This is a genomic window from Corynebacterium sp. BF-R-2, assembly GCF_024586525.1.
Taxonomy (GTDB): Bacteria; Actinomycetota; Actinomycetes; order Mycobacteriales; family Mycobacteriaceae; genus Corynebacterium; species Corynebacterium singulare.
This window is the reverse complement of sequence record NZ_JAMFTP010000030.1, coordinates 1-1,602: the sequence shown is the minus strand read 5'-3', so window position 1 is coordinate 1,602 and position 1,602 is coordinate 1. Positions and strand designations below refer to the sequence as shown.

The 1,602-nt window shown below is 48.7% G+C and carries 2 protein-coding genes; one reads left to right on the top strand and one right to left on the bottom strand.

Annotation, left to right across the window (positions count from 1 at the left end; translation table 11 throughout):
• Positions 1-132 precede the first annotated feature (132 nt).
• Complete coding sequence (locus tag M5J09_RS13125; RefSeq protein WP_257158161.1) at positions 133-603, top strand: hypothetical protein; 471 nt, start codon at positions 133-135, stop codon at positions 601-603.
• Here M5J09_RS13125 and M5J09_RS13120 read toward each other — a convergent pair.
• Positions 600-899 carry a hypothetical protein gene (locus M5J09_RS13120; RefSeq protein ID WP_144792373.1) on the bottom strand — a complete coding sequence of 100 codons (300 nt, stop codon included), beginning with the start codon at positions 897-899 and terminating at the stop codon, positions 600-602. The two genes, M5J09_RS13125 and M5J09_RS13120, sit on opposite strands and share 4 nt — an antisense overlap.
• Positions 900-1,602 lie beyond the last annotated feature (703 nt).

Here is a 1,602-nt window from a genome sequence, read left to right as displayed (position 1 = left end):
TTCGCGGCTTCACGCCGGTACTCCGGCGTGTACTTCTTGCGCTGTTGACTCACAATGAACATCCTCTCTTACGGACACAAGATCCGTACAAATAGGGTGTCCACTAAACGAGGGTAACCTCACCCAACAACCGTGCTTTCTATAGCACTTATCTTTTCCCCGCCCGCTCTAGCCGATTCTTCTCCTTTGGACGAAGGAACCACCAACGATAGTTTTACCTTTACATTCGGTGACGAGGATACGAGTTCCCGCACAGCTTATGGTGCATTCGGGACAGGAGCTTGCACAGGTACGTTTGCAGGTCCGCGAGTCGAAGCCGGTAACAAGCTTACTTATGGTTTGCATGTCAAATGCGTTGGAAGTGGTTTTCTGCCATTAAGCGCTAAGATTCGTCTTCAAGAAGAGCATGCCGGATTTTTCTACCAAAATGTAGATGAAATGGAAAAGAATCTCACTGAGGGCGGCTATGGATTTGTTCGAGGGGAAGTAGATTGCGGATACTCTAAATCAGGTCATGACTACCGTATAGACGGAAAAATTCAAGCAGGGGAACATACAGGGTCTGACATTTCTAAGGAAGTACATCTCCCCTGCGATGTTTAGGAGTCCTGTAAAAGCCAGGCAGTAAGTTCTTTTACTGCTTGGCTTTTTCCTCCTGGATAATTAGCGTTCAATTCTGCGGACACAGATTCAAATATTTTGTTGGAGAGTTTCTCAGCCCTATCGGAGCTGATGTTTCCGCGTAGATCATCTAGCGGTACAGAGAGCATGCCATCATTACTCGGACGCATCCAATACGAGTGCATATCATCAGCGTAGATTTTTGGGAATGTTCCTGACGCCTGGGACTCAAGAACAACATTGCCAAAATATAATGAGGACAGTCGTTTTTCTTCCATGAAGCCCATTCTATAGGAATGCCCTTGGACTGTGCAGAGACGATAAGCAAGCCTGGAGTCCGAAGCTACATTTGTCACAGTCGAGCCTTGGGGAACGTCGCTCAGCTGATTCCGTGCGGTTCTCCTGAGATGTGGTAGAAAACTCGAAGGGGCTTTTATACAAGACACAAGGTAAATAGGTTCTGCCCTTCGGTGTGGGGCGCCAGTCATTTCAGGCCGTATTGAAGCGCCTCGGACAGCATGACCCTGTCCGCCGAATCTCGTAGCCCCTCAGAATTCCACGAAAGCGATCGCGTTTCCCAGTTGGCCACGTCTTGACTAGATTCTCCAATCCATTAGGAGCATAGGATTGCTTTGTTCTTCTAGAAATATACCGACCAGATCGAAGTTTCGGTGAGGACCTCGTTATAGGAACATGATTGTGGTTGAGAAAACGGTGAAGAGACCGTTGGAACTGGTGGTGTTTCAACGGTCTCTCTTTGTTGTGTATTGAGTTTTGTTTTGTTGTTTGGTGTCGGCGGTTTCTTACTCTCCCACAACCTCCCGGTTGCAGTACCATCAGCGCGGGCAGGCTTAGCTTCCTGACTTAGGCCAATTTAGTGCGGAAGTTCGTGGCCGGTGATTGCTTGAATGGTGGCGGTGAGGTCGGGCGGGAGTGGTACGGCGGCGTGAATGGTTTCGTCACCAATGTTGAGTTCGAAGC

Coding starts and splice junctions, on each gene's coding strand:
- M5J09_RS13120 (WP_144792373.1), bottom strand. CDS start 899: ATGGAAGAAAAACGACTGTCCTCATTATATTTTGGCAATGTTGTTCTT.